The organism is Streptomyces tanashiensis, assembly GCF_014648895.1.
Taxonomy (GTDB): domain Bacteria; phylum Actinomycetota; class Actinomycetes; order Streptomycetales; family Streptomycetaceae; genus Streptomyces; species Streptomyces tanashiensis.
Genome location: NZ_BMRZ01000003.1, coordinates 356,455 through 381,334, shown reverse-complemented (window position 1 = coordinate 381,334; position 24,880 = coordinate 356,455). Strand labels below are relative to the sequence as shown.

The following is a 24,880-nucleotide window of genomic DNA, read 5'->3' as shown; positions in this document are numbered from 1 at the left end:
TCCCCATGACGTACCGCGCGCTGCCCTTACCCGGCGTCTCCCTCGCCGCCCCCGGCCCCCGGCCGGAACCCCTCCCGGGAAGCGGGCCGCTCGACCACGCCCGGGCCCGGCTCGCCGGCCGCCTGCTGGAGGCCGCCGGTCCCGACGGGCTGCTGCGGGCCCCGTGCGACAGCCGGATCCTGGAATCCGCCCTGGCCCTGCGGCTGCTCACCGTGACGGGCGTGGACCCGGACGCCCAGGAGCGGCTCACCCGCCGTCTGAAGACCGCCGTGGACGAGGGCGCCCCCGACCCCGTGCAGGAGGCCGCCGCCCGCGCGGCCCTCGGCGAGTACGTGGACGGGCGGGGCGCGCTCGCCCGGCTGCTCGGCGGCTTCGACCACTTCACCGCCGGGCGCAAGCGGCTGATGTTCCAGACGATCCTGGCGGAGCTCGGCGCCCACTCCTTCCCCGAACTCCCCTCCCCCGAGTCCCTCTTCGAGGCACGCGGCCAACAGCGCTGGCTGATCACGGAGATGGCCGCCCTGAAGGTCCTGTACGCCTTCGGGACCGGTGCGCCGCGGCTCGTCACGGAGGACGACTGGCGGGCGCTCGAACCCTGCTCGCTCCCCGGCCCGCCCCCGTACGGCAACCACCTCGCCAGGACCCTCGCGCTGCTCGCGCTGCGGCTGCGGCCCCGGTACGCGACGGCCGTGCGGGCGCGGGCGTCGGAGCTGCGCGGGCGGCTGCGCGAGGACGGCGGGCTGCCGTTCATCACGGGCATGGACGTGTTCGCGACGGCGACCGGCGGGCTCGCCCTGACGGGCGCGGGAGCCCCCGCGCACACCCTGCGGGCCCTCGCGACGGCCCTCGCGGAGCACCGGAACGCCGACGGCGGCTGGGGGTTCGACCGGGGCGTCGCGCAGAGCGACGTGGACGACACCGCGTACTGCGTGGAGTTCCTGCGGGCGACGGACCCGGGGCGCTTCGGGGCCGAGGTGGCGGCCGGCGAGCGGTACCTGCTGGCCCGGCAGGGTGCGGACGGCGGCTTCCCGACCTTCGAGCGCGGCACCGCCTCCGAGGTGGCGATAACGGCGGCGGCCGTGAACGCGCTGGCCCCCGAGCCCGCGCACCGGTCGGCGGTCGAGGCCGCCGTCCGGTTCGTCGTGGCCCGGCAGGAGGCCGCCGGACCGTTCGAGCGCAGCTGGAGCCTCAACGAGAGCAACGCCCTGTTCCGTACGGTCCTCGCCCACGACTCCTTCCTGGCCGTGGCACCCGGCGGTCCGGCCGCGACCGAGGTGGCGCGGGCCCGGGCGCGGGCCGTGGCCCGGCTGGTCGACACCCAGAACGCGGACGGCGGCTGGGGGCACGTGCCGTCCGATCCGAGCGACCCGATCAGCACCGCGTACGCGCTGATCGCCGTGGCCCGGACGCCGACCGTGCCGTCCGCCCGGGGTGCGACCGGGCGGGCGGTACGCCACCTCCTGGAGCGGCAGCGGCCGGACGGCGGCTTCGTCTCCCGCCCCGACCAGGCCGGGCCCCGGCCGCTCGCCTACCACGTGCCCGTCCTGACCGACGTGTGCGTGCTGCTCGGCCTGAACCACGCGCGCGCGTCCCGTCTCCCCTCACAAGGAATGCCATGACCTTCGACGAACTGAAGACCCTGCTCGTCTCGCTCGGACTCGACCCGGCGGACATCACCCCCGACTCCACCCGCGAGGAGGCCGGGCTCGACTCCCTCCTGCTCACCGAGCTGGCGCTCGTCCTGCGCAAGGAGCGGGGCGTCCCGGTGCCGGAGGAGGAGCTGTACGCGGCGACCACCGTCGCCGCGATCGAGGGGCTCGTCTCCCGGTACGCGGGGGTGGCCTGATGCCCGACGGGCCGGGCGCGACGGGCCCGGGCCTCGGCCGTGGGCCGGGGGCACAGGGCCTCGGCATCGGCCGTGGGCCGGGCGCCGCGGTCACCGGTGTCGGTCTCTTCACCCCGGCCGGCGCGGACGCCGCGACGACCTGGGAGACCGTCCGCGCCGGGAAGCCCACCGCGGCCCTGGAGGAGCGGCACGGCCTGCGGTATCTCGCCTGCCGGGCGCCGGAGCTCCCCGGGGACCTGGGCAGGGCCGTGACGGCGCGGCGGCCCGACCGCGCCGCGCTTCTCGGCCTCGTCGCGGCGCGGGAGGCGCTCGCCGACGCGGGCCTGGACCCCGTCGGCTGGGACGGGGCGCGGGTCGGCGTGGTCGTCGGCATCGGGGCGGGCGGTGTCCTCACCTTCGAGGCGCAGCACGAGGTGCTGCGGACGGACGGCCCCGGCGACATGTCCCCGTTCGCGGTGCCGGGCGCGCTGCCGAACGGGGTCGCGGGGCAGCTGGCCGTCGGGTTCGGGATCCGGGGCCCGTCGGCGGCGGTGACCACGGCGTGCGCGGCGGGCGCGACGGCGATCGGCGTCGCGCTCGACCTGCTGGCCCTGGGCCGCTGCGACGTCGTCCTGGCGGGCGGGGCCGAGGCCTCACTGAGCCCGTTCTACATCGCGGGCTTCGACCGGCTGCGCGCGCTGTCCCACCGGTTCGACGACCCGGCGGGCGGGCTGCGGCCGTTCGACCGGGACCGGGAGGGCTTCGTGATGGCGGAGGGCGCCGGGTTCCTGGTCCTGGAGCGCCCGGCGGACGCCGCCGCGCGCGGGGCCGGGGCCCGGGCGCTGATCAGCGGCTACGGGGCGACCTCGGACGCGCACCACGTGGTGGCGCCCCGGCCCGACGGCTCGGGTCTGACGGCGGCCGTCCGGGGCGCGCTCGCCGAGGCGGGCGCGGCGCCGGGCGAGGTCGGCCTGGTCAACGCGCACGGGACGGGGACGCCGCGTGGGGACGCCGTGGAGGCGGCGGCGCTCGCGGCGCTGTTCCCGCACCGCCCGCCGGTGACGTCGACGAAGGGGGTGACGGGGCACCTGCTCGGTGCGGCGGGGGCGGTGGAGGCGGCGCTCACGGTGCTGTCCCTGGCGGAGGGCACCGTGCCGCCGACCGCGAACTTCGCGGAGCCGGGCGAGGGCATCGACCTGGACGTCCCCACGACGGCCCGCGGGGCCCGGCTCCGGCTCGCCGTCTCCACCTCGGTGGGCTTCGGCGGGCACAACGCGGCGCTGGTGATCACCGCTCCGTGAGGCGGGGGCCGCCGCGGCGGTCAGCCGCAGGCGGCCGCCACGTCGTCCGGGTCGACGCCGTCGAGCCGGGCGGCCAGGACGTGGAGCCGCTCCCGCAGCTCCCCCAGCTCCGCCAGGTCGAGGCCGGTCGCGGCGGCGATCCGGCGGGGCACGCCGAGGGCCTTCTCCCGCAGGGCGGTCCCGTCGGCGGTGAGGCGGACGGTGACGGACCGCTCGTCCTCGGCGCTGCGGCGCCGCTCGACGTATCCCGCCGCCTCCAGCCGCTTGAGGAGCGGCGACAGCGTGCCGGAGTCGAGCCGCAGCCGCTCGCCGATCCCCTTCACGGGCAGCTCGCCGTGCTCCCAGAGCACGAGCATGACGAGGTACTGGGGGTAGGTCAGGCCCAGCTCCTTGAGCGCGCCCCGGTAGACGCCGTTGAAGGCGCGCGTGGCGGCGTGCAGGGAGAAGCAGATCTGGTTGTCGAGCCGGAGGAAGTCCTCGTCCATGGGGTCCAGGGTACGGGAGACGCGCATCACACGCGATTAAGTTGTGCACAACTCAATCGCGCACTAACAATATGAGGGCAGCACGACACGGACCCTCCGAGGAACGGAAGACCCCATGGACGCGATCTACACCGCCGTCGCCACCGCCAACGGCCGCGAGGGCCGCGCCGTCAGCTCCGACGGCCACATCGACCTCCCCCTCGCCCACCCCCAGGCGCTCGGCGGCAACGGCCAGGGCACCAACCCGGAGCAGCTCTTCGCCGCCGGCTACGCGGCCTGCTTCGCCAGCGCCATGGGCGTGGTCGCGCGCCAGGAGAAGATCGACATCTCCGAGGCCTCCGTCACCGCCGAGGTCTCCATCGGCAAGGACGCCGCGGACGGCGGCTTCGGACTCGCGGTCGTGATGCGCGCCGAGTTCCCCGACCACCTCCAGGGCGAGGCGGGCCTCGCCCTCCTGGAGAAGACGCACGCCTTCTGCCCCTACTCGAAGGCCACCCGCGGAAACATCGAGGTCGAGCTCGTCGTCGAGTAGTCGGCCGCGGCTCGCCGAGCCGTTCGGCGCGTGGCTTTCTGTTGGTTCCCGCACGCCCCTGGTGGTCATCGACCCACCGGGGGCGTTCGGTTGTGAGTTTTCACGTTCGGGCACGGGGGATTCGTCTGCCGTACGACGGGCAGTCATGGGACGGCCGCCGGGCCGTGGTTCGCGGGCGCTCTCCTGTGGGGCGCCCGTCGGCCGGCCCGCCCGGTCGCCGCACCCGTACCCCCACCGCACGTACTCACTCCCGGAGGGCAACTCCCCCATGGCCGACCTCAACCGCCGCCGGTTCCTCCAGCTGACCGGCGGCGCCGCCGCGTTCACGATGCTCTCGGAGAGCATCGCCCGCGCCGCCGCGATACCGGCGCAGGGCTCCACCGGCACGATCCAGGACATCGAGCACATCGTCGTCCTGATGCAGGAGAATCGTTCCTTCGACCACTATTTCGGGGCGATGAAGGGCGTACGGGGCTTCGGCGACCCGCGCCCCGTGACCCTGCCCAGCGGGAAGTCCGTCTGGAACCAGGAGGACAACTCCGGGAACGTCACGCTCCCCTTCCGGCCGACCAGCGACAAGCTGGGCATGGAGTACCTCCAGGGCCTGAACCACGACTGGCAGGGCGGCCAGAGCGCCTTCAACAAGGCCAAGTACAACAACTGGATCCCGGCCAAGACCAAGGCCACCATGGCGCACCTCACCCGTGAGGACATCCCGTTCCACTACGCGCTCGCCGACGCCTTCACCATCTGCGACGCGTACCACTGCTCGTTCATCGGCGCCACGGACCCCAACCGCTACTACATGTGGACCGGTCACGTCGGCAACGACGGCACGGGCGGCGGCCCCGTCCTCAACAACGCCGAGGCCGGCTACGGCTGGACCACCTACCCCGAGCGCCTGGAGGCGGCGGGCGTCTCCTGGAAGATCTACCAGGACATCGGCGACGGCCTGAACGCCGCCGGCTCGTGGGGCTGGATCAACGACGCCTTCCGCGGCAACTACGGCGACAACTCGCTGCTCTACTTCAACAACTACCGCAACGCCCAGCCCGGCAACCCCCTCTACGACAAGGCCCGCACAGGCACGAACGCCAAGGCGGGCGAGGGCTTCTTCGACATCCTCCGCGCCGACGTGCAGGGCGGCCGGCTGCCGCAGATCTCCTGGATCGCCGCCCCGGAGGCCTTCTCGGAGCACGCCAACTGGCCCTCCAACTACGGCGCCTGGTACATCGCGCAGGTCCTGGACGCGCTGACCTCGAACCCGGACGTGTGGGCCCGTACCGCCCTCTTCATCACGTACGACGAGAACGACGGCTTCTTCGACCACGTGGTCCCGCCGTTCGCCCCGGGCGACGCCTCCTGGGGCAAGTCCACGACCGCGACCACCCTGGACTGGTTCCCCGGCAAGGTCGGCTACGCGGCCGGCCCCTACGGTCTCGGCCCGCGCGTCCCGATGCTCGTCGTCTCCCCCTGGTCCACCGGTGGTTACACCTGTTCGGAGACCTTCGACCACACCTCGGTCATCCGCTTCATGGAGAGCCGCTTCGGCGTCCGCGAGCCGCAGATCTCCCCCTGGCGCCGCGCGGTCTGCGGCGACCTGACCTCGGCGTTCGACTTCACGCGCACCAACACCCAGCCCGCCCCGCTCCCGCCGACGGCCGGCTACTACCCGCCGGACAAGAACCGCCACCCCGACTTCCTGGCCACCGCCCCGGCCGTCGGGACGATGCCCCGCCAGGAGCCGGGCGCCAAGCCCACCCGCCCCCTGAAGTACGCCCCGTACGTGGACGGAGCGGCGGACGTGACGGCGGGCACCTACCGCCTCACGTTCAGCGGCGGCCCGGCGGCCGGCGCCCAGTTCTACGTGACCTCGGCCAACCGCACCGACGTCCCCTGGACGTACACGGCGGAGGCGAACAAGTCGATCGCGGACACCTGGAACACCAAGTACTCCAAGGGCGTCACCGACCTCACGGTCCACGGCCCCAACGGCTTCCTCCGCCGCTTCCGCTCCCCCGGCAAGACGGCGGTCCCGGAGGTCACCGCCCGTCACAACGCCGGCACGGGCCGCCTCGACCTCACGTTCACCAACGCCGGCACGACCGCGACGGTGACCGTCACCAACGCCTACGGCGGCTCCGCGACGACCCTCTCGGTCGCGAAGGGCGCCACGGTCACCCACACCGTCGACGCCTCCGCCGCCCACCACTGGTACGACGTCACCGTCACGTCCTCCGCGGGCACGGACTACCTCCGCCGCCTCGCCGGCCACGTGGAGACGGGTGCGGCGAGCCAGTCGGACCCGGGCATCCTGACGTACTGACACCGACGCCCGCCCCGGCACCGCACGCCGGTGCCGGGGCGGGCGGGCACGACCGTGACGGAGAGTGACCCGAACGGCGGTTTCAGCCCATATGACGCCGTTTTAGGCTTCCGATCCAAGGAGCGGAGGCACTCCGCCCTGACGGAATCGGTTCGGGAGGCTCCATGCGCGGCCGCACGACTGCTCGTCACCGGAGCAGGTCCAGGGGCGCGCTCCTCGCTCTCGCCCTCCTCTGCGCCGCGGCCGCCCCGCTGGCCGGCTGCTCCTCCGGGGGCGACGGGAACCCGACCCCCGACTCGGACGTCTCCACGGACGCCACCGCGACCGCCGGGACAACGGGGCAGCCCGATCAGGACGAGGACGAGCAGGAGCGACGGAAGCAGGAGCAGGACGACGGGAGCTTCAGCCGCGCGGGCCGGCTCTCCGACGGCTTCTCGGGCCACTGGCCGCAGAGCTACAAGAAGACGGTCACGAACCCGTCGTCCGATCCCTATGTGGGCACGCTCTGGGTCCTGGACTGCACACCGGGCGAGGAGAACCGGCCGGCCATCCCGCCGAGCCGGACCGTGAACCTGTCCCCCGGGGGCGAGGACGCACCGGAGTTCACGTTCTCGCAGGAGGGCGGGAACACGAAGGCGACCCGCCAGGTCTGCGCGATCCTCCGGAACGAGGGCGGAGTCTCGGACGAGGTCAGCGAACCGATCTCCGCGGACATCGTGCCGCCGCCCGGTGAGACGACCGGGGACACCACCGAAGGAACGACTGGCGACACCACCGAAGGAACCACAGGAGAGACCTCCGAAGGAACCACCGGGGACACCACGGGCGACACCACCGAGGGAACCACCGGAGACACCACGGGCGACACCACCGAAGGAACCACCGGAGAGACCTCCGAAGGGACCACCGGAGACACGGCCGGCGACACCGCCGGCGGCAGCTCGGCCGGTCCCGGACGGTCCCGCTGACCCGGCCGAGCCGCCCGAGCGAAGGGGGCCGCATGGCCGAAGGCGAACCCGACGACGACGGGAGCGGAAGGAGCCCCTGGGGCAACTGGGTCGTCACGCTCACCACGCTGGTCGCGCCGACCACCTTCATCGGCGCCCTGCTGCTGTACTTCGGCTTCGCCTTCACCGACGCCCAGTACGCGTACTTCGGCATCGACGCGGCGACCCTCGGCTTCTCCCCCCGGGACTACGCGATGCGCAGCGCGGCCGCCCTCTACGTACCCGCCGGCACGGCGCTCACCGTCGCGCTGGCCGGCGTCCTGGTCTACTACGCGGCACGCACGCTCGGGGACAGGAGCACACACCTGCCACCGGGCGGCCGCCTCGCGCCGTACGCGCTCTCGGTCTGCGGCCTGGTCATGTTCACCCTCGGCATGCTCGGCGGGCTCGGCGTGTGGCGCGCCGGGGCGATGGACACCCCGCTGCTGCTGGGCTGCGGACTGGTCCTGGTCGTGTACGGCAGGGCCCTGTCCTTCAAGCTGACCGGCACCTCCTACCCGGTGGCGCGCGAGCGGCTGGCGCTCGCGCTCGTCGCCGCGCTGGTCGTGCTGTGCTCCTTCTGGGCGGTCCACGCGTACGCCAAGCGGCACGGCACCGACGAGGCCCGCTACCTGGCGCGCCATCTGTGGCTGCGCCCGGCCGTGACCGTCGACACGGCGGAACGCCTCTACTTCCCGCCCCGGCAGGTACGCGAGACGGTCCTGCCCGTCGCCGGACCCCCGCAGCGGTTCCGGTACCGGTACGAGGGCCTGCGTCTCCTCGCGGAGGCGAACGGCCGGATGTTCCTCATCCCCGACGACTGGGCGGAGAAGGGCGGCAACGTGCTCGTCGTGCCGGCGAACAACGCGGTGCGCGTCGCCTTCCGCTCCGACTGAGGCGTCCGGGTGACTGCGGGCGTGTCGCTGTCGTGAGGCGCGTCACCCCGGGTGCACCGTGGAAGCAAGAAGCCCGTGGTCGCGGAGGAAACCTTCCTGCGGCCACGGGCAGTGGTGGGGCGGGTGGGACTCGAACCCACGGCCGACGGATTATGAGTCCGCTGCTCTAACCGGCTGAGCTACCGCCCCGAACGGTGAGGCGCGTACATGTGTGCGCGCCGTCTGCCGCAGCATAGCCGCTCATACGATCTCCTGCTCCGGATGATCGGCTCTGCTCGACCATGAAGACCGCACCGCGCTCCACATGGTTCCCGGAGACGCGAAAAAGGACCCCGAAGGGTCCTCTTCCGTCTCGCTCCCCCGGCTGGACTCGAACCAGCAACCCTCCGGTTAACAGCCGAATGCTCTGCCAATTGAGCTACAGGGGATCGCGCTCCCCCGACTGGACTCGAACCAGTAACCTGCCGGTTAACAGCCGGCTGCTCTGCCAATTGAGCTACAGGGGATTGCTGCGTTGCACCGATCGTACCCAGTCCGGCTGAACCGGGAGGGCGCTCGCTCGCTGCGAGACATACATTAGCGCAAGCAGGGGGGTGCTCCGCCAATCGGTATCCCCAGGGCCTCCAGGGAAGGATCGCAGCCGTGCGGTACAAGCTGACGTTCGTCGTGGGACTCGCCCTCGGTTACGTGATCGGCACACGGGCCGGGCGCGAACGCTACGAGCAGATGAAGAAGTCCGCGAAGGACTTCGCGCGGAACCCCGCCGTGCGGAACGCCGCGGAGTCCGCCGCCCAGACCGGGCGCCAGGCCGCGGGCAAGGCCGCGCACCTGGTCGGGGACAAGGTGGGTGACCGGCTGCCGTCCTCCGTGACCGACCGGGTCGACGCGCTGCGCCGGCGCGGCCGGGTGAACGGCAAGGTCGACGACGAGGACTGGGGCACCAGCAACACCTGAGGCCCCCGCGTGCGGCAGAATCTGTGTCATGGGGATAGTCGCCGGACTGGACAGCTCTGCGGAGTTCACACGCATCGTCGTCTGTGACACGGACACGGGTGCCGTACTGCGGCAGGGGTACGCCGCTCATCCCGGCGAACCCAAGGCCGTCGACGTCGATCCGCAGACCTGGCTGCTCTCGCTCGGGGAGGCCGCCACCGGCGGGCTCCTGGAAGGCGTGGAGGCCATCGGCGTCTCCGCGCAGCAGCACGGGCTCGTGCCGCTCGACGCGCAGGGCGGCCTGGTGCGGCCCGCGCTCGTCCGCAACGACAAGCGGGCGCAGGTGGCCGCCGCCGACCTCGTCGAGTCGCTGGGCGGACGGCAGGCCTGGGCCGAGGCCGTCGGCAGCGTGCCCGGCGCCGGACAGGCGGTCGCGAAACTGCGCTGGCTGGCCCGTACGGAGCCCGAGCACGCCCAGCGGATCGCGATGATCCTCCAGCCCCACGACTGGCTCGTCTGGCAGCTCCTCGGCCGCCCCGCCCGGCGCACCACCGACCGCGGCGCCGCCTCCGGCACCGGCTACTGGTCGGCCCGCACCGGCATGTACCGCCCCGACCTCGTGGACCTGGCCCTCGGCCACCAGGCCGTGCTGCCCGAGGTCCTCGGGCCCTCCGACGCCGCCGGCATCACCCCTGAGGGCCTCCTCGTCTCCGCCGGCACCGGCGAGACGATGGCCGCCGCGCTCGGCCTCGGCCTCGGCCCCGGCGACGCCGTGGTCTCGCTCGGCGCCTCCGGCTCCGTGATGGCCGTGCACCACGAGGCCCTCGCCGACCCCAGCGGCATGATCACCTCCTTCGCCGACGCCACCGGGATGCACCTGCCCGTCGTCTCCACGTCGAACGCGGTGCGGGCGCTGCGCGGCACCGCCGAGATGCTGGGCCTGGAGTCCCTCGACGAGCTCTCCGCGCTGGCCCTGAAGTCGACTCCGGGCGCCTCCGGGCTCGTCCTGCTGCCCTACCTGGAGGGCGAGCGGACCCCGAACCTGCCGCACACCGCGGGCACGCTCAGCGGGCTGCGGCGCGAGTCGATGAAGCCCGAGCACCTGGCGCGGGCGGCGTTCGAGGGGATGCTCTGCGCCCTCACCGACGCCATGGACGTGCTGCGCGGGCGGGGCGTCGAGGTCCGGCGGGTCTTCCTGCTCGGCGCGGCGGCCGCCCTGCCGGCCGTGCAGGCCCTGGCACCGGCGCTCTTCGGCGCCCAGGTCGTCGTCCCGCAGCCGGCGGACTACGCGGCGCTCGGCGCGGCCCGGCAGGCCGCCTGGGCGCTCGGGGTCGCGCGGGGCACGCTGTCCCCGTCCGCTCCCCCGGCCTGGCAGGGCGCGGTCGCGCAGATCCTGGAGCCCGGCGAGGACCTGTCCGCCGGGCAGGCGGTGCGGCAGCAGTACGTGGCGACGCGGGAGCAGATCCACCCGGGCGCTTTCGGTTCGTAAAGTCTTGCCCAGGGCTCCGTCCGCACCCCGAAACCGAGTCGTAACGCTCCCGGGGCGCGGGCGATAGTAGGAGCCGTGCTCATAAGACTTCTCCGAACCCACCTGCGGCCCTATAGAGAACCCATCGCACTGCTCGTCCTCCTGCAGTTCCTGCAGACCTGCGCGAGCCTCTACCTGCCCACCCTGAACGCCGACATCATCGACAACGGTGTCGTCAACGGGGACACCGGCTACATCCTGCGCTCCGGCGCCCTGATGGTCGGCGTCTCCGTCGTCCAGGTCGTCTGCAACATCGGCGCCGTCTACTACGGCGCGCGGACCGCCTCGGCCCTCGGCCGCGACATCCGCGGCGCGGTCTTCGACCGGGTGCAGTCCTTCTCCGCCCGGGAGCTCGGCCAGTTCGGCGCGCCCTCGCTGATCACCCGTACGACCAACGACGTCCAGCAGGTCCAGATGCTGGTCCTGATGGCGTTCACCCTGATGGTGTCCGCGCCCATCATGTGCGTCGGCGGCATCGTGATGGCGCTCGGCCAGGACGTCCCCCTGTCGGGCGTGCTGCTCGCGGTGGTGCCGGTCCTCGGCGTCGCCGTCTCGCTGATCGTGCGGAGGATGCGGCCGCTGTTCCGGACCATGCAGGAGCGGCTCGACACGGTGAACCGGGTGCTGCGCGAGCAGATCACCGGCAACCGGGTCATCCGCGCCTTCGTGAAGGACGGGTACGAGGAGGAGCGCTTCCGCGGGGCCAACGGCGAGCTGACCGACGTGTCGATGGCGACCGGGCGGCTGATGGCGCTGATGTTCCCGACGGTGATGACCGTCGTGAACGTCTCCAGCGTGGCCGTGGTGTGGTTCGGTGCGCACCGCATCGACAGCGGGGGCATGGAGATCGGCGCGCTGACCGCCTTCCTCGCGTATCTGATGCAGATCGTGATGGCCGTGATGATGGCCACCTTCATGTTCATGATGGTGCCGCGCGCCGAGGTCTGCGCGGAGCGCATCGAGGAGGTCCTCGGGACGGAGACGAGCGTCGTGCCGCCGGCCGAGCCGGTGACGAAGCTGCTGCGGCGCGGGCATCTGGAGGTCAGGAGCGCGGACTTCCGGTACCCGGGCGCGGAGGAGTCCGTCCTCAAGGAGGTGGAGCTGGTCGCCCGGCCCGGTGAGACCACCGCGATCATCGGCTCGACGGGCAGCGGCAAGTCGACGCTGCTCGGGCTGGTGCCCCGGCTCTTCGACGCCACCGGCGGCGAGGTGCTCGTCGACGGCGTGGACGTGCGGAGGCTCGACCCGGAGCTGATGGCGAGGACCGTGGGGCTCGTCCCGCAGAAGCCGTACCTGTTCTCGGGGACGGTGGCGACGAACCTGCGGTACGGAAAGCCCGACGCGACCGACGAGGAGCTCTGGCACGCCCTGGAGGTCGCCCAGGCCAAGGACTTCGTGTCCGGGCTGGAGGGCGGTCTGAACGCCCCGATCGCGCAGGGCGGCACCAACGTGTCCGGCGGGCAGCGGCAGCGTCTCGCCATCGCGCGGACGCTCGTGCAGCGTCCGGAGATCTACCTCTTCGACGACTCCTTCTCCGCGCTCGACTACGAGACGGACGCCCTGCTGCGGGCCGCGCTGGCCGAGGAGACGGCCGACTCGACCGTGGTGATCGTCGCCCAGCGCGTGTCGACCATCCGGGAGGCCGACCGGATCGTGGTCCTCGACGAGGGCCGGGTCGTGGGCACCGGACGGCACCGGGAGCTGATGGCGGACAACGAGACGTACCGGGAGATCGTGCTCTCCCAGCTGACCGAGGCGGAGGCAGCCTGATGGCCGGTCCTGGCGGACGCATGATGGCCGGTGGCGGCCCCGACCAGCGGTCGATGGACTTCAAGGGCTCGGGCAAGCGACTGCTCCGGCAGCTGGCGCCGGAGCGCGGCACGCTCTGGGCGATGCTCGTCGCCGGCGTGCTGTCGGTGGCCGCCTCCGTGGTCGGCCCGAAGATCCTCGGCAAGGCGACGGACCTGATCTTCGCCGGCGTCGTCGGGCGGAACATGCCCGAGGGCGCCACGAAGGCGCAGGCCCTGGAGAAGCTGCGCGCCGACGGCGAGGGCGGCATGGCCGACATGCTGTCCGGGGTCGACTTCACCCCCGGCCAGGGCATCGACTTCGGCGCGGTCGGCGAGGTCCTCCTCTGGGTCCTCGCGATCTACGTGGCGGCGGGTCTGCTGATGCTGATCTCCACCCGCATGTCGATCAAGGTGATCAACCGGACGGTCTACCGGATGCGGGAGGACGTCCAGACGAAGCTGGCGCGGCTCCCCCTCTCGTACTTCGACAAGGCGAAGCGCGGCGAGGTGCTGTCCCGGGCGACCAACGACATCGACAACATCTCGCAGACGCTCCAGCAGTCGATGGGCCAGCTGGTCAACTCGCTGCTCACGATCGTCGGCGTGCTCGGGATGATGTTCTGGATCTCGCCGCTGCTCGCCCTGGTGGCCCTGGTGACGGTGCCGGTCTCGGTCGTCGTCGCGGCGAAGATCGGCAAGCGCTCGCAGCCGCACTTCGTGCAGCAGTGGAAGTCCACGGGCGCGCTCAACGCGCACGTGGAGGAGATGTACTCCGGGCACGCCCTGGTGAAGGTCTTCGGCCGGCAGGAGGAGTCCGCGAAGGACTTCCGCGAGCAGAACGAGGCCCTGTACGAGGCCGGGTTCAAGGCGCAGTTCAACAGCGGCGTGATGCAGCCGGTGATGTTCTTCGTCTCGAACATCAACTACGTCCTGGTGGCCGTGGTCGGCGGTCTGCGGGTGGCGACCGGCAGCCTGTCCATCGGTGACGTGCAGGCCTTCATCCAGTACTCGCGCCAGTTCTCGATGCCCCTGACGCAGGTCGCGTCGATGGCGAACCTGGTGCAGTCCGGTGTCGCCTCGGCGGAGCGGATCTTCGAGCTGCTCGACGCCGAGGAGCAGGAGCCGGACAGCCCGACGGGCGAGAAGCCTCTCGGCCTCAAGGGCAAGGTGGCGCTGGAGGGCGTCTCCTTCCGCTACGAGGAGGACAAGCCGCTCATCGAGGACCTGACGCTCACGGTGGACCCGGGGCAGACGGTCGCGATCGTCGGCCCCACCGGCGCCGGCAAGACGACCCTGGTGAACCTGCTGATGCGGTTCTACGAGGTGACGGACGGCCGGATCACCCTGGACGGGGTGGACGTCACGAAGATGTCCCGCGAGGAGCTGCGCAAGGGCATCGGCATGGTCCTCCAGGACACCTGGCTCTTCGGCGGCACCATCGCGGACAACATCGCGTACGGCGCCACGCGCGCGGTGACCCGCGCCGAGGTCGAGGAGGCGGCGCGCGCCGCCCACGCCGACCGGTTCATCCGGACCCTGCCCGAGGGGTACGACACGGTGATCGAGGACGACGGGGCGGGGGTCAGCGCGGGCGAGAAGCAGCTGATCACCATCGCGCGGGCGTTCCTGTCCGACCCGGTGATCCTCGTCCTGGACGAGGCGACCAGCTCGGTCGACACCCGCACCGAGGTCCTGATCCAGAAGGCGATGGCGCGTCTGGCCCACGGCCGGACGAGCTTCGTCATCGCGCACCGGCTCTCCACGATCCGGGACGCGGACGTGATCCTGGTGATGGAGAGCGGTTCGATCGTCGAACAGGGCACGCACGAGGAGCTGTTGTCGTCCGGCGGGACCTATGCCCGGCTGTACGCGGCGCAGTTCGCGCAGGCGGTCGCCGAGGTCGACTGAACTCGCCCGTGACCCATGCCGCATGATGTGCGGCATGGGTCACATGGCGAAGAATTCCTGGGTGCCTTCGGTCACCCTGCGCGTGGGCGCCGAGGGCGTGGACGTGGCGGCGCTGCTGCTCGGCACGGACGGCCGGGTCCGGGGGGACGCGGACATGGTCTTCGACGGGCAGCCCGCCCATCCGTCCGGGGCGGTACGGCACGAACCGGAGTCGCTGGTACTCGCGTTGAACGAGGTGGAGGCGGCGGTCGAGCGGATCGTGATCGCCGGTTCGGCGGACGGCGGCGCGCTGACGGCGGTCGCCCCGGACGGGACGGCCGTCGCCTCGTACACGGTGGCGGGCACGCCGGACGCGACGGCCGTCGCCTTCGCGGAGTTCTTCCGGGAGTCGGGCGGCTGGAAGTTCGCCGGGATCGGGCAGGGCTACGGCTCCGGGCTCGCCGGGCTCGTGACGGCGTACGGGGTCGAGGTGGCGGAGGAGGAGCCGGCCGTCGCCGGTCCCGTGCCGCTGACGGGGGTCACGAAGATGCCGGGACAGGCGCGGCCCGCGGAGGGCGCGCCCGCTCCCGCGGAACCGGTCGTCACGCCGGTCGCCGCACCGGTCGCCGCGGGGCCGTTCCCGCCGGCCGACCGGCCGTACGAACTCGTCGGGGGCTGGGAGTTCGGCCCGGTATTCGAGCCGTTCACGGTCTCGGGCGACGGCGACCAGGTGGTCACGGTGGACGACCGCGTCCCGCCCGGTCCCGTCCTCGTCGAGACCGCGCACGAGGGACGGGGCTACTTCGCCGTCTTCCCCCTCGACAGGCGCAACAAGGACGGGGAGTACCTGTTCAGCACCACCCTCCCCGACTTCACCGGCAGTTCGGTCACACCGGCCCCCGAGCGCCGGGCCCTGCGGCTGCGCGTCCGGGCGTACAACCGGTGGGCCCTGCGGGTGAAGCCCGTCGCCGCCGCCCGCCGGCTCGAAGGGACGCTGCGGGGGTACGGTGCCGAGGCCTTGCTGTACACCGGCGGCGCGGCCGATCTCCAGGTGCGCTTCGAGGGCAACGAGGACGGTGGCGGCTACGTCGGCATGTGGTGCCACGAGGTCGCCGGACAGACGGCCCTCACGACCCGGCCCACTCTGGTCATCAGCGACACCGATCCGCTGCTGCACACCGTCCCGCTCCCGCCGGGTCCCCTGCTGCTGCTCTTCAGGGCGGACGGCCCGTGGACGCTCACGGTCAAGGAGATCGGCTAGTCGAGATAGCCGCGCAGCTGGTCGGCGTAGGCGTGGTCGCGGAGCTTGTTGAGGGTCTTGGACTCGATCTGGCGGATGCGTTCGCGGGTCACGCCGAAGATGCGCCCTATCTCCTCCAGGGTGCGGGGCCTGCCGTCGTCGAGGCCGTAGCGGAGCTGGACGACCTTCCGTTCGCGTTCGCCGAGGGTGGAGAGGACGTCCTCCAGGTGGCGGCGGAGCAGCAGGAAGGCGGCCGACTCGACGGGTGAGGCGGCGTCGCCGTCCTCGATGAGGTCGCCGAGGGCGACGTCCTCCTCCTCTCCGACGGGCGCGTGCAGGGAGACGGGCTCCTGGGCCAGGCGGAGGACCTCGCCGACCCGCTCGGGGGCCACGTCCAGCTGGGCGGCGACCTCTTCGGCGGTGGGTTCGTAGCCGCGCTCCTGGAGCATGCGGCGCTGGACGCGGATGACCCGGTTGATGAGTTCGACGACGTGCACGGGGACGCGGATGGTCCGGGCCTGGTCGGCGAGGGCCCGGGACATGGCCTGGCGGATCCACCAGGTGGCGTACGTGGAGAACTTGTAGCCGCGTGCGTAGTCGAACTTCTCGACGGCCCGTATGAGGCCGAGGTTCCCCTCCTGGACGAGGTCGAGCATGGTGAGGCCGCGGCCCACGTACCGCTTGGCGACGGAGACGACGAGGCGGAGGTTGGCCTCGATGAGCCGGCGCTTGGCGATCCGGCCGAGGACGACGAGCCGGTCCAGGTCGGCCGCCAGCCGGGTCTCCAGGTCGGGGGCGCTCGCGAGCTTCTCCTCGGCGAAGAGCCCGGCCTCGACGCGGCGGGCGAGTTCGACCTCCTCCTCGGCGGTGAGCAGCGGGATGCGGCCGATCTCGCGCAGGTACTGGCGGAACAGGTCCGAGGAGGGTCCGCTGCCGCCGGGGTCGCCGGTGCGGCGGCGCTGGACGGGGATCTCCGGCAGCTCGTCCCGTTCGCCGGGGGACGGTTCGTCGGGGGACGGCTCCTGCGACACGGTCCGGGTCTCGGTCTCGGTCTGCACGGCGGGCGACCTCCAGGAGGGGCGGAACGACACCGTCATCCAGTGTGGGGTACGACACATCGCCGCCACGAGGGGCGTGCGGTGACTTTTTGAGTCCGGACCGTGACCGACGGTCAGAGTGCGGCGGCGCCGTTGTTCCGCAGGGACTGGCCGTACTGGGTGAGCACCCAGAGCTCGTTCTGCACGGCGGAGAGCTGCTCGGGGTCGCCGTTCGCGCCGAGGCGGGCCAGGGTGCCCTGGACGTCGCGGATGCGGCGGTCGACGGCGCGGAGACGGACGGTGACGAGCTGGTCGCCGGCGTAGGCCTCGTCGACGGTCTTGGCGAAGATCGTCTCGACGGCGAGTTCGGTGACGAGGGCGCGGACCGAGTCGTTGGGGGCGGCCTCTCGGACGGCTTCGAGGTAGTCGGAGGGGGCGCCGGTGGCGCCGCCCGCGTCCTGGACGCACTGGCGGACGGCCGCGTAGGGCGGGGCGGTGAACTCGTCGGCCCCGTAGGCGTCGAAGGCCGGGGAGACCAGTTCGGGCCGCTGGAGGGCGAGCTTGAGGAGCTCCCGCTCGGTGCGGTGGGCGGGGCTGCGCAGGTTGAGCGCGGGGCCCGGGGGCGCGGCGACGGGGGCCGGGGTGTCGTACGTCCGCGGGGTCTGCTGCCGGCCGGGGCCCCGCTCGCCGCCCTGCCGCTGCCAGCGGGCGATCTGGGCGACCCGCCGGACGACGAACTGGGTGTCGAGGATGCCGAGCATGCCGGCGAGCTGGACGGCGACCTCGTGCTGGGAGGCGATGTTCTTGATCTTGGCGACGATCGGCGCGGCCTCGTCGAGGGCGGCGGCGCGCCCCGCCGGGGTCTCCAGGTCGTAGCGGGTCACGATCTGGCGGAGGGCGAACTCGAAGAGCGGGGTGCGGGGCTGGACGAGTTCGGCGACGGCCTCGTCGCCCTTGGCGAGGCGGAGTTCGCAGGGGTCCATGCCGTCGGGGGCGATGGCGATGTACGTCTCGGCGGCGAACTTCTGGTCGTCCTCGAAGGCGCGCAGGGCGGCCTTCTGGCCGGCGGCGTCGCCGTCGAAGGTGAAGATGACGCGGGCCGAGCCGTTGTCCATGAGGAGCCGGCGGAGGATCTTGATGTGGTCGCCGCCGAAGGCGGTGCCGCAGGTGGCGATGGCGGTGGTGACGCCGGCGAGGTGGCAGGCCATGACGTCGGTGTAGCCCTCGACGACGACGGCCCGGCTGACCTTGGCGATGTCCTTCTTGGCCAGGTCGACGCCGTAGAGCACCTGGGACTTCTTGTAGATCGGCGTCTCGGGCGTGTTGAGGTACTTGGGGCCGTTGTCGTCGTCGCGGAGCTTGCGCGCGCCGAAGCCGACGATCTCGCCGCCGACGTCCTTGATCGGCCACATGAGGCGGCCCCGGAAGCGGTCGATGGGGCCGCGGCGGCCGTCCTGGGAGAGGCCGGAGAGGATCAGTTCCTTGTCGGAGAAGCCCTTGCCGCGCAGGAAGCGGGTGAGGTGGTCCCAGCCGGCCGGGGAGTAGCCGACGCCGAAGTGCTCGGCGGCGGCCTGGTCGAAGCCGCGCTCGGCGAGGAACTTCCGGCCGATCTCGGCCTCGGCGGAGCCGAGTTGCCCGGCGTAGTACTCGGCGGCGATCTTGTGGGCCTCGATCAGGCGGATGCGTTCCCCGCGCTGGTGGCCGGGGTTGTAGCCGCCCTCCTCGTACCGGAGGGTGATGCCGGCCTTCGCGGCGAGGCGCTCGACCGTCTCCGAGAAGGAGAGGTGGTCGATCTTCATCACGAAGGCGATGGTGTCGCCGCCCTCCTGGCAGCCGAAGCAGTGGAAGAGTCCCTTGCTGGGGCTGACCTGGAAGGAGGGCGACTTCTCGTCGTGGAAGGGGCAGAGACCCTTGAGGTTTCCGCCGCCCGCGTTGCGCAGCTGGAGGTACTCGGACACGACGGCGTCGATCGGGACCGCGTCCCGTACCGCCTTCACGTCGTCATCGTTGATCCTGCCTGCCACGCATGAAGTGTACGGGGGTCCGGGGGTCGCCCCCCGAGATGTGGGGGTCGGGTGACGCGCCCCCTTCAGATCAGGGTCTCCAGGGGGACGGAGGCGTCCGCGAGGGCCTCCGGGTCCACGGCCGTACGGGCGCGGATGAGCTCCTGGATGGGGTCTGTGACGTCCCACACATTCACGTTCATGCCGGCGAGCACCCTGCCCTCCTTGAGCCAGAAGGCGATGAACTCGCGCTTGCCGGTGTCGCCGCGGACCACGACCTGGTCGTACGAGCCGGGCGGCGCCCAGCCCGAGTACTCCATGCCCAGGTCGTACTGGTCGGTGAAGAAGTACGGCACCCGGTCGTACGAGACGTGCCGGCCGAGCATGGCGCGGGCGGCGGCCGGGCCGCCGTGGAGGGCGTTGGCCCAGTGCTCGACGCGGAGCCGGGTGTGCAGCAGCGGGTGGTGGGCGGCGGCCACGTCGCCGGCGGCGTAGATGTCGGGGTCGGAGGTGCGCAGGGACTCGTCGACCGCGATGCCGCCGCCGTCGGCCCGGTCGACGAGGGCGAGCCCGGAGTTCTCCGCGAGGGCGGTGCGGGGGGCGGCGCCGATCGCGGCGAGGACGGCGTGCGCCGGGTGCTCCTCGCCGTCGTCGGTGCGGACGGCGAGGACCATGCCGTCCTGGCCGACGATCTCGGTGAGCCGGGCCCCGAAGTGGAAGCGGACGCCGTGGTCGGTGTGCAGGTCGGCGAAGAGCTGGCCGAGCTCGGGGCCGAGGACCCGGTACAGCGGGGTGGGGTCGGCCTCGACGACGGTGACCTCGGCGCCGTAGCCGCGGGCGGCGGCGGCGACCTCCAGGCCGATCCAGCCGCCGCCGGCGATCACCAGGTGGCCGTTGTCCCGGCCGAGGCCGGCGAGGACCTGGCGGAGCCGGTCGGCGTGGGCGAGCCGGCGCAGGTGGTGGACGCCGGCGAGCTCGGTGCCGGGGACGTCGAGACGGCGCGGCTCGGCTCCGGTCGCGAGGAGCAGCTTGTCGAAGCGGATGACGGTGCCGTCGCCGAGGCGGACGGTGCGGGCGTCGCGGTCGACGGCGGTGACGGACTGGCCGAGGTGGAGCTCGACGTCGTTCGCCGCGTACCAGGCGGCCTCGTGGACGAAGACGCTGTCGCGCTCCTTGGCGCCGGTGAGGTAGCCCTTGGAGAGCGGTGGGCGCTCGTACGGGTGGTCGCGTTCGTCGCCGATGAGGATCACTCGGCCGTTGAACCCCTCGGCGCGCAGGGTCTCCGCCGCTTTGGCCCCTGCCAGGCCCCCGCCGACGATGACAAAGGTCTGATCTGCGTCGACCACGTCGTTTCCTCCTCGTTGCGACCGGTTCCAACCTACGCCCCCGGGCGTTCGTCCCGTCGTACCTCCCCGGGCCGTGCCTGCGAGGGTCCCGTACCGGGGGAGGTGACGGAAGAGGCCCTACACGGGGCGGACGCGCAGCCGGGCGTGCAGGGCGCGGGCGGAGGCGTCGGTGAGGTTGGCGATCTGGTCGACGATGACGCGCTTGCGGGCCCGGTCGTCGGGGGCCGTGTCGAACGCGGCCCGGAACTGCGGTTCGAGGCCGTCGGGGGCGCGGGCGACGAGGGCCTCGGCGAGCTCGGCGACGACGATGCGCTGGTCGGCGCGGAGCGCCTCCTGCTCGGCGCGCTGCATCACGTACCGGTCGGCGACGGCCTTGAGGACCGCGCACTCGTTGCGGGTGGCGCGGGGGACGACGAGCTCGGCGGCGTAACGGGTGAGACGACCGGACCCGTACGCCTCCCGGGTGGCGCCCTCGGCGGCGAGGCAGAAGCGGCCGATGAGCTGGCTGGTGGCGTCCTTGAGGCGGGCCTGGGCGACGGCCGAGCCGTCGTACCCGTGCGGCCACCACTCCTGGTCGACGAGCCGGTCGAGGGCCTCGGCGAGCTCCTGCGGGTCGGTGTCCTCCGGTACGTAGCGGCCGAGGGCCACGGCGAACACGTCGGCGCGCTCGGGCTCGGCGTACAGCATGTTGGGGTCGATGTGCCCGGCGTGCAGCCCGTCCTCGAAGTCGTGGACCGAGTAGGCCACGTCGTCGGACCAGTCCATGACCTGGGCCTCGAAGCACTTGCGGTGGGCGGGGGCGCCCTGCCGGATCCACTCGAAGACGGGCAGGTCGTCCTCGTAGACGCCGAACTTGGGCGAGCCGGGGTCCTCGGGGTGACCGCCGCGCGCCCACGGGTACTTGGTGGCGGCGTCGAGGGCGGCGCGGGTGAGGTTGAGCCCGACGCTGACGAGGTCCCCGTCGGCGTCCTTGACGAAGCGCTTGGGCTCGATGCGGGTGAGGAGCCGGAGCGACTGGGCGTTCCCCTCGAAGCCGCCGCAGTCCTTGGCGACGTCGTTGAGCGCCTGTTCGCCGTTGTGCCCGAAGGGCGGGTGGCCCATGTCGTGGGAGAGGCAGGCGGCCTCGACGAGGTCGGGGTCGCAGCCGAGGGCGGCGCCGAGCTCACGGCCGACCTGGGCGCACTCCAGGGAGTGGGTGAGCCGGGTGCGGGGGCTGGCGTCCCAGGCGTGGCTCCGGGTGCCGGGGGTGACGACCTGGGTCTTGCCGGCGAGCCTGCGGAGCGCGGAGGAGTGCAGCACGCGGGCGCGGTCGCGCTGGAAGGCGGTGCGCCCGGGGCGTTTGTCGGGCTCCGCGGCCCAGCGCTCGGTCGCGGCGGAGTCGTACCCGGGGGTGTCGGTGAGGGTGTCCTGTCCTGAGGTGTCCGTGATGCCTTCCATGCCTCGAAGGTAACCGGAGGGACCGACAGAAGCGCTCAGATGGCGGCGAGTTCCCGCGCGGGAGTGGTGGTACGGGCCGTGCGGGAGCGGTCGTAGCGGTGCAGGACCAGCCGGGCGAGGGCCGGGTGGTCGCCGAGGGGGGCGGAGGCGATCCAGGGGGCGTGGGCGGCGGCGCGCGTCGCGAAGAGGCCGGGGGCGGTGAAGCAGGAGGCGACGGCGACCCGGTGGCGGCCCCGGGCGGCGAGCGCGCGGAGGGCGTCGGGGACGGTGGGCGCGGCGGCGGAGGCGTACGCGGGGACGACGGGGACCCCGCCGAGGCGCTCGCCGAGGAGGGCGGCGATCCGGCGGGTCTCGGCGCCGGACCGGGGGTCGCGGGAGCCGGCGGAGGCGAGGACGACGCCGTCCCCCTCGCCGGGGGTCCAGCCGGCCTCGGCGAGGCGGTCGGCGAGGGCCTCGACGAGGAGGGGGTGGGCGCCGAGGGGGTCGGCGACGCGGGCGTGTGCGGGTGCGGCGGCCACCGCCGCGGGCAGGTCGTGGGTGACGTGGTGGCCGGGGGCGAGGAGGAGCGGGACGAGGACGGCGTCGCGGCCGTCGGCGGCCAGGTCCGCGAGGGTCTCGTCGAGCAGCGGGGCGTTCAGTTCGATGTGGGCGAGGCGGACGTCGAGTCCGGGGCGCAGCTCGCGGACGCGGTCGAGGAGGCGGGCGAGGGTGGCCCGGGCGCGGGGGTCGCGGCTGCCGTGACCCACGGCGACGAGGGTGGGGGCGGTCATCGGCGGGTGTGCCTCCTCGTCGTGCTTGCGTGGCGGGCGACGGGGGGCGTGGCCGTAGGGGCGCACCTGGCCGAGTCGGCTCCCGAGCTGCTCGGTGATCCTTCCGAGCAGCTCGGCGGCGCTGTCGAACGTGCTGTCCTGGTCCGTCATGGAGCGATCCTGGCGGGGGCGCGTTGCCTGGCCGTTTCGGCCGGGTGACGTGTCTTTGCCACGCCCTCACACCACGCGGACCTCCGTTGTGGGCCGCGCCCGCCGGGGCGGGCGCGGGCGCACGACGGCGGGTGCGTGGGTCAGGCGCTCAGCCAGACGCGGAGGGGGCCCAGTTCCTCGAAGCCGGCGTCGCGTGCCGCCGGCATGCGGTGGGCGGGCTCGTAGCCGACGAGCGGGCGGTCCGCGGGCGCGGCGGCGAGCGCGCCGGCCCAGGTGACGGACGGGTCGGTGTCCCCGGTGGCGAAGAGGTTGGAGAGGCCGGTGACCCGGTCGCTCGCGCTGAGGACGGCCCCGCCGAGGATCCGGCCGTCGGCCGCGTACCCCGCGACGATCGTCGTCGCCGGGTCGGCGAGGAGCTCGGGCCCGAAGAGCTCCGCGTCGTCGGCGTCGTCCCCGCTCCAGGCGAGGGCCCAGGCGGCGAGCTCCTCCGCGGTGCGGACCGGGCGCCAGTCGCCGGTGGCGGCGGGGGCGGGGAGTCCGACGGGGCGGTGGATCCACTGGGCCTCGAAGAGGAGGCGGAAGCCCTCGGCGGCCAGGTCGAGCCGGGCGAAGCTGTCCTTGACGGAGGCGCCGGGGGTGGTGCGGTCGATGCCGGCCAGGATGTCCGCCACCTCCGCGTCCGCGGTCAGGGTGACCGCGTCCGGGTAGTAGAGCGGGGTACGGGCGGCGCTGGTCCAGGCGCGGGGGCCGAAGGTTCCGGTGAGCCCGTGGGAGCGGCACATGGCCTGGACCCACTCGACGTTGTTGCGGACCGCGTCCCCGAGGACGTCATCGATGATCATGACGTCGATCGTAGGGGGGTCGCACCTCTCCCCTCCCCCCTTTTTTCATTCCGAATCACGGAATATCTTTTCCACCATGAGAATGTCCCCGCCCGCGCTCCCCCGGCGCGCCGCAGCCGAGTTCATCGGCACCGCCGCCCTCGTCGCCGTCGTCGTCGGCTCCGGCATCCGCGCCGACTCCCTCAGCCAGGACACCGGTGTCCGGCTGCTCGCCAACGCCGCCGCCTCCGCCCTCGGCCTCGGCCTGCTCATCGCCCTCATCGGCCCGCTCTCCGGCGCCCACTTCAACCCCGTCGTGACGCTCTCCGAGTGGTGGTCCCGGCGGCACGACAGCAAGGGGCGCGACGTCCTGGCCTACATCGCCGCCCAGCTGGCCGGGGCCGTCACCGGCGCCCTGCTCGCCGAGGCCATGTTCGGGCGGGCGCCCGGCGCCTGGGCCACCGAGCCGCGCTCGGCGCTCCACCTCCTCCTCGGCGAGGCCGTCGCCACCGCCGGGCTCGTCCTCGTCGTCCAGGGCCTGCGCCACATCGGCCGCCCCGGGCTCGCCCCCGTCGCGGTCGCCGGATACATCGGCGCGGCCATCTGGTTCACCTCCTCCGGCTCCTTCGCCAACCCGGCGGCCACCCTCGGCCGCTCGTTCTCCGACTCCTTCACCGGCATCGCCCCCGCGTCCGTGCCCGCCTTCGCCGCCGCGCAGCTGCTCGGCATGCTGCTCGGGATGGGCCTCGCCGGTGTGTTGTACGGAACACGCGGGGCGTCCGGCGAACCGAATCCCGCCGACGCGCGTCGGACGGGGTGACAGCACGACACCGCTCCACGCCCCACGGAGGTTCCCGCATGCCGGCTCGGCTCCCCCGCACCACCCGGGCACGCCGACGCACCGTCCAGGCCGTGATGCTGGGCGCCGTCCTCGCCCTCGCCCCGGCCACCTGGATGCACACCGCGGCCGCCGGGAAGCTCCGTACCACCGCCGACGTGCCCGCCCGGGACGTCGCCGTCGTCTTCGGCGCCGGCCTCTGGAAGGGGCGTCCCACCCCCTACCTCGCGCACCGCCTCGACACCGCCGCCGAGCTGTACCGCACGGGCAAGGTCCGGGTCCTCCTCGTCACCGGCGACAACAGCCGGACCGCCTACGACGAACCGAGCGCCATGCGCGCGTACCTCACCGCGCGCGGAGTGCCGGACGGCCGGATCGTCAGCGACTACGCGGGCTTCGACACCTGGGACTCCTGCGTCCGCGCCCGGAAGGTCTTCGGCGTCGACCGGGCCGTCCTCGTCACCCAGGACTTCCACATCAAGCGGGCCGTCGCGCTGTGCGACCGCGCCGGTGTCGACGCCTACGGGGTCGGGGTCCCCGAGCCCCACGACCGCACCTGGTACTACGGCACCACCCGGGAGCTCTTCGCCGCGGGCAAGGCCGCCCTCGACGCCGGACTCCGCCCCGACCCGCACTTCCTGGGCCCGGAGGAGAAGGGCGTCGCCGAGGCGCTCGCCTCACCCGCCGCGGCCCGGCCGGCGGAGGGCATGGCACCGCGCCCGTAATACGCGGCGCCGCCCCGCGTAACA

At 73.0% G+C, this 24,880-nt stretch carries 21 protein-coding genes and 3 tRNA genes; 14 read left to right on the top strand and 10 right to left on the bottom strand.

Features of this window, described 5'->3' with window-relative positions; genetic code table 11:
- Positions 1-5: 5 nt before the first annotated feature.
- The 3 genes from IE237_RS12340 to IE237_RS12330 are packed head-to-tail and all read left to right on the top strand — an operon-like array spanning position 6 to position 3,126.
- Positions 6-1,619: a drimenyl diphosphate synthase gene (locus IE237_RS12340; protein WP_189801954.1), complete on the top strand. Its 1,614-nt coding sequence runs from the start codon at positions 6-8 to the stop codon at positions 1,617-1,619.
- On the top strand, positions 1,616-1,846 hold the full coding sequence (locus IE237_RS12335; protein WP_189801953.1) for an acyl carrier protein: 231 nt from the start codon (positions 1,616-1,618) through the stop codon (positions 1,844-1,846). The genes IE237_RS12340 and IE237_RS12335 overlap by 4 nt, the downstream gene beginning before the upstream one ends.
- Positions 1,846-3,126, top strand: a complete 1,281-nt coding sequence (locus tag IE237_RS12330; protein ID WP_189801952.1) for a beta-ketoacyl-[acyl-carrier-protein] synthase family protein — start codon at positions 1,846-1,848, stop codon at positions 3,124-3,126. Before IE237_RS12335 ends, IE237_RS12330 begins: the two co-directional genes overlap by 1 nt.
- Before the next feature lie 20 nt (positions 3,127-3,146).
- Here the strand turns inward: IE237_RS12330 and IE237_RS12325 are convergent, their stop codons facing one another.
- Complete coding sequence (locus IE237_RS12325) at positions 3,147-3,611, bottom strand: MarR family winged helix-turn-helix transcriptional regulator (RefSeq protein ID WP_308433066.1); 465 nt, start codon at positions 3,609-3,611, stop codon at positions 3,147-3,149.
- A gap of 115 nt (positions 3,612-3,726) precedes the next feature.
- Between IE237_RS12325 and IE237_RS12320 the strand changes: the two genes are divergently transcribed.
- From IE237_RS12320 to IE237_RS12305, 4 genes are all read left to right on the top strand, one after another.
- Positions 3,727-4,143 (top strand): organic hydroperoxide resistance protein, encoded by a 417-nt coding sequence (locus IE237_RS12320; protein WP_189801950.1) that lies wholly within the window; start codon positions 3,727-3,729, stop codon positions 4,141-4,143.
- Positions 4,144-4,411: 268 nt separating this feature from the next.
- Entirely contained in the window at positions 4,412-6,469 is a 2,058-nt protein-coding gene (locus tag IE237_RS12315; RefSeq protein WP_189801949.1) for a phosphocholine-specific phospholipase C, read from the top strand.
- Positions 6,470-6,633: 164 nt separating this feature from the next.
- On the top strand, positions 6,634-7,437 hold the full coding sequence (locus IE237_RS12310) for a hypothetical protein (RefSeq protein WP_189801948.1): 804 nt from the start codon (positions 6,634-6,636) through the stop codon (positions 7,435-7,437).
- 32 nt (positions 7,438-7,469) lie between these two features.
- A complete protein-coding gene (locus IE237_RS12305) occupies positions 7,470-8,351 on the top strand; it encodes a hypothetical protein (RefSeq protein WP_189801947.1) in 882 nt (293 codons plus the stop codon).
- Positions 8,352-8,463: 112 nt separating this feature from the next.
- On the opposite strand, the gene IE237_RS12300 is transcribed toward IE237_RS12305, so the two are convergent.
- From IE237_RS12300 to IE237_RS12290, 3 genes are all read right to left on the bottom strand, one after another.
- Positions 8,464-8,540, bottom strand: a tRNA-Ile gene (locus IE237_RS12300).
- Between the two features lie 166 nt (positions 8,541-8,706).
- Positions 8,707-8,779 (bottom strand) — tRNA-Asn (locus tag IE237_RS12295).
- Between the two features lie 5 nt (positions 8,780-8,784).
- Positions 8,785-8,857: transfer RNA gene (locus IE237_RS12290), tRNA-Asn, on the bottom strand.
- A gap of 136 nt (positions 8,858-8,993) precedes the next feature.
- On the opposite strand from IE237_RS12290, the gene IE237_RS12285 reads away from it, so the two are divergent.
- The 5 genes from IE237_RS12285 to IE237_RS12265 all read left to right on the top strand — a co-directional run bounded on the left by IE237_RS12285 (position 8,994) and on the right by IE237_RS12265 (position 15,750).
- On the top strand, positions 8,994-9,305 hold the full coding sequence (locus IE237_RS12285) for a YtxH domain-containing protein (RefSeq protein WP_189801946.1): 312 nt from the start codon (positions 8,994-8,996) through the stop codon (positions 9,303-9,305).
- 28 nt (positions 9,306-9,333) lie between these two features.
- Positions 9,334-10,773 carry an FGGY family carbohydrate kinase gene (locus tag IE237_RS12280; protein ID WP_189801945.1) on the top strand — a complete coding sequence of 480 codons (1,440 nt, stop codon included), beginning with the start codon at positions 9,334-9,336 and terminating at the stop codon, positions 10,771-10,773.
- Between the two features lie 75 nt (positions 10,774-10,848).
- Positions 10,849-12,582: an ABC transporter ATP-binding protein gene (locus tag IE237_RS12275; protein WP_189801944.1), complete on the top strand. Its 1,734-nt coding sequence runs from the start codon at positions 10,849-10,851 to the stop codon at positions 12,580-12,582.
- Positions 12,582-14,510 (top strand): ABC transporter ATP-binding protein, encoded by a 1,929-nt coding sequence (locus IE237_RS12270; RefSeq protein WP_189801943.1) that lies wholly within the window; start codon positions 12,582-12,584, stop codon positions 14,508-14,510. The genes IE237_RS12275 and IE237_RS12270 overlap by 1 nt, the downstream gene beginning before the upstream one ends.
- 61 nt (positions 14,511-14,571) lie before the next feature.
- Positions 14,572-15,750 carry a TerD family protein gene (locus IE237_RS12265; protein WP_229842605.1) on the top strand — a complete coding sequence of 393 codons (1,179 nt, stop codon included), beginning with the start codon at positions 14,572-14,574 and terminating at the stop codon, positions 15,748-15,750.
- Here IE237_RS12265 and IE237_RS12260 read toward each other — a convergent pair.
- The 6 genes from IE237_RS12260 to IE237_RS12235 all read right to left on the bottom strand — a co-directional run bounded on the left by IE237_RS12260 (position 15,747) and on the right by IE237_RS12235 (position 23,314).
- The gene (locus tag IE237_RS12260; protein WP_229842603.1) at positions 15,747-16,787 is read right to left on the bottom strand and encodes an RNA polymerase sigma factor; all 1,041 of its coding nucleotides are present in this window, start codon (positions 16,785-16,787) and stop codon (positions 15,747-15,749) included. The two genes, IE237_RS12265 and IE237_RS12260, sit on opposite strands and share 4 nt — an antisense overlap.
- A 113-nt stretch (positions 16,788-16,900) precedes the next feature.
- On the bottom strand, positions 16,901-18,790 hold the full coding sequence (dnaG, locus tag IE237_RS12255) for a DNA primase (protein WP_189801941.1): 1,890 nt from the start codon (positions 18,788-18,790) through the stop codon (positions 16,901-16,903).
- Between the two features lie 65 nt (positions 18,791-18,855).
- Positions 18,856-20,115, bottom strand: coding sequence for an NAD(P)/FAD-dependent oxidoreductase (locus IE237_RS12250; RefSeq protein WP_189801940.1), 1,260 nt, complete (start codon positions 20,113-20,115; stop codon positions 18,856-18,858).
- A 117-nt stretch (positions 20,116-20,232) separates the two neighbouring features.
- On the bottom strand, positions 20,233-21,552 hold the full coding sequence (locus IE237_RS12245; protein ID WP_189801939.1) for a deoxyguanosinetriphosphate triphosphohydrolase: 1,320 nt from the start codon (positions 21,550-21,552) through the stop codon (positions 20,233-20,235).
- A gap of 35 nt (positions 21,553-21,587) precedes the next feature.
- Positions 21,588-22,472, bottom strand: a complete 885-nt coding sequence (locus IE237_RS12240) for a sirohydrochlorin chelatase (RefSeq protein ID WP_189801938.1) — start codon at positions 22,470-22,472, stop codon at positions 21,588-21,590.
- Positions 22,473-22,612: 140 nt separating this feature from the next.
- Entirely contained in the window at positions 22,613-23,314 is a 702-nt protein-coding gene (locus IE237_RS12235; RefSeq protein WP_189801937.1) for a hypothetical protein, read from the bottom strand.
- Positions 23,315-23,390: 76 nt separating this feature from the next.
- On the opposite strand from IE237_RS12235, the gene IE237_RS12230 reads away from it, so the two are divergent.
- Both IE237_RS12230 and IE237_RS12225 read left to right on the top strand, forming a co-directional pair.
- A complete protein-coding gene (locus tag IE237_RS12230; RefSeq protein ID WP_189801936.1) occupies positions 23,391-24,113 on the top strand; it encodes an aquaporin in 723 nt (240 codons plus the stop codon).
- 38 nt (positions 24,114-24,151) lie between these two features.
- A complete protein-coding gene (locus IE237_RS12225) occupies positions 24,152-24,856 on the top strand; it encodes a SanA/YdcF family protein (protein ID WP_189801935.1) in 705 nt (234 codons plus the stop codon).
- Positions 24,857-24,880 lie beyond the last annotated feature (24 nt).